Raw genomic sequence first — 3,084 nt, 5'->3', positions numbered from 1 at the left:
AAACTTAGCTCATTGAAAACTGAATATCAACACCTAATATAATCCGTCGATGCGACAGATTGTATTAGAACAATTTTCTTAAATGAAGATATAATTTTAATCGAAATTAAATCATAAACCAAAGAATTGACCGAGTCTGTAGAAATACAGAGTTAAAAAGTAATAATAGCGCGAGAAATATGTGGTTAAGAAACAAAGGGCGCACGGTGAATGCCTTGGCACTAGGAGCCGATGAAGGACGGGACGAACACCGATATGCTTTGGGGAGCTGTAAGTAAGCTAAGATCCAGAGATTTCCGAATGGGGGAACCCAACAGCTAATGGCTGTTACACGCAAGTGAGGTAGACGCAGAGAACTGAAACATCTAAGTACCTGCAGGAAGAGAAAGAAAAATCGATTCCCTGAGTAGCGGCGAGCGAAACGGGAAGAGCCCAAACCGACGTGCATGCACGTCGGGGTTGTAGGACTCTAATGTGGACGTATAAGGTGTAGTCGAATGGCATGGGAAGGCCAGCTGTAAAGGGTGAGAGCCCCGTAGACGAAACACGTTATATACCTAAGAGTATCCTGAGTACGGCGGAACACGCGAAATTCCGTCGGAATCTGCCAGGACCATCTGGTAAGGCTAAATACTCCCTAGTGACCGATAGTGAACAAGTACCGTGAGGGAAAGGTGAAAAGCACCCCGGGAGGGGAGTGAAAGAGTACCTGAAACCGTGTGCTTACAAGTAGTCAGAGCCCGTTAATGGGTGATGGCGTACCTTTTGTAGAATGGACCGGCGAGTGACGATAGTTGGCAAGGTTAAGCTGAAGAAGCGGAGCCGTAGCGAAAGCGAGTCTGAATAGGGCGTGAGTCAGATGTCGTCGACCCGAAACCAAGTGACCTACCCATGTGCAGGTTGAAGGTGCGGTAAGACGCACTGGAGGACCGAACCAGGACATGTTGAAAAATGTTTGGATGACATGTGGGTAGCGGAGAAATTCCAATCGAACTTGGAGATAGCTGGTTCTCTCCGAAATATATTTAGGTATAGCCTCAGAGTGAGAGCGTTGGAGGTAGAGCACTGTTTGGACTAGGGGGACATACGTCTTACTGAATCCAGATAAACTCCGAATGCCATCTGCTCATCTCTGGGAGTCAGACTGCGAGTGATAAGATCCGTAGTCGAAAGGGAAACAGCCCAGACCACCAGCTAAGGTCCCAAAGTATCAGTTAAGTGGAAAAGGATGTGGGGTTGCATAGACAACTAGGAGGTTGGCTTAGAAGCAGCCATCCTTGAAAGAGTGCGTAATAGCTCACTAGTCGAGTGACCCTGCGCCGAAAATGTACCGGGGCTAAACTGAACACCGAAGCTGTGGATTCAACCATGAGGTTGAGTGGTAGGAGAGCGTTCTATAGGCGGCGAAGCAGTACCGTAAGGAGCTGTGGAGCGTATAGAAGTGAGAATGCCGGTATGAGTAGCGCAAGACGGGTGAGAATCCCGTCCACCGAATGACTAAGGTTTCCTGGGGAAGGCTCGTCCGCCCAGGGTTAGTCGGGACCTAAGCTGAAGCCGATAGGTATAGGCGATGGATAACAGGTTGAGATTCCTGTACTTGAGATACATGTTTGAGTGATGGAGGGACACAGGAGGTGACCTCACGCACCCTGATGGAATAGGGTGTCGAAGCGATAAGTTTGGATGTGAGTCAAATGCTTACGTGCGAGTAAACGAGTCGTGACCGGGAGCGAATTAAGTAGCGAAGGTGAGTAATCAAACTGTCGAGAAAAGCTTCTAGCGAATGTATATCAACCCGTACCGCAAACCGACACAGGTAGTCGAGTGGAGAACACTAAGGTGAGCGAGAGAACTCTCGTTAAGGAACTCGGCAAAATGACCCCGTAACTTCGGGAGAAGGGGTGCTGATGGAAACATCAGCCGCAGTGAATAGGCCCAAGCAACTGTTTATCAAAAACACAGGTCTTTGCAAAACCGAAAGGTGACGTATAAGGGCTGACGCCTGCCCGGTGCTGGAAGGTTAAGAGGAGTGCTTAGCGCAAGCGAAGGTACGAATTGAAGCCCCAGTAAACGGCGGCCGTAACTATAACGGTCCTAAGGTAGCGAAATTCCTTGTCGGGTAAGTTCCGACCCGCACGAAAGGCGTAATGATTTGGGCACTGTCTCAACGAGAGACTCGGTGAAATTATAGTACCGGTGAAGATGCCGGTTACCCGCGACAGGACGGAAAGACCCCATGGAGCTTCACTGCAACTTGATATTGAGTGTTTGTTGATCATGTACAGGATAGGTAGGAGCCTAAGAAAGGTGGACGTCAGTCTACCTGGAGGCGTTGGTGGGATACTACCCTTGATGAATGACCACTCTAACCCGCGTATAGACTACGGGAGACAGTGTCAGGTGGGCAGTTTGACTGGGGCGGTCGCCTCCTAAAAAGTAACGGAGGCGCCCAAAGGTTCCCTCAGAATGGTTGGAAATCATTCGCAGAGTGCAAAGGCATAAGGGAGCTTGACTGCGAGACCTACAAGTCGAGCAGGGACGAAAGTCGGGCTTAGTGATCCGGTGGTACCGCATGGAAGGGCCATCGCTCAACGGATAAAAGCTACCCTGGGGATAACAGGCTTATCTCCCCCAAGAGTTCACATCGACGGGGAGGTTTGGCACCTCGATGTCGGCTCATCGCATCCTGGGGCTGAAGTCGGTCCCAAGGGTTGGGCTGTTCGCCCATTAAAGCGGTACGCGAGCTGGGTTCAGAACGTCGTGAGACAGTTCGGTCCCTATCCGTCGCGGGCGCAGGAAATTTGAGAAGAGCTATCCTTAGTACGAGAGGACCGGGATGGACGCACCGCTGGTGTACCAGTTGTTCCGCCAGGAGCATCGCTGGGTAGCTATGTGCGGGATGGATAAGCGCTGAAAGCATCTAAGCGCGAAGCCAGCTTCAAGATAAGATTTCCCATCACGCAAGTGAGTAAGACCCCTGAAAGACGATCAGGTAGATAGGCTCGAAGTGGAAGTGCAGTAATGTACGGAGCGGACGAGTACTAATCGGTCGAGGACTTAACCACGAACCAATTCAGGTTTAGC

At 50.3% G+C, this 3,084-nt stretch carries 1 rRNA gene; it reads left to right on the top strand.

The features are described 5' to 3' along the window. The first annotated feature begins 183 nt into the window (after positions 1-183). A 23S ribosomal RNA gene (locus HW423_RS10595) occupies positions 184-3,065 on the top strand. The last annotated feature ends 19 nt before the right edge of the window (positions 3,066-3,084 follow it).

The sequence above is a fragment of the Ruoffia halotolerans genome (genome assembly GCF_014049385.1).
Lineage (GTDB): Bacteria > Bacillota > Bacilli > Lactobacillales > Aerococcaceae > Ruoffia > Ruoffia halotolerans.
This window is presented reverse-complemented; position numbering and strand designations above follow the sequence as displayed.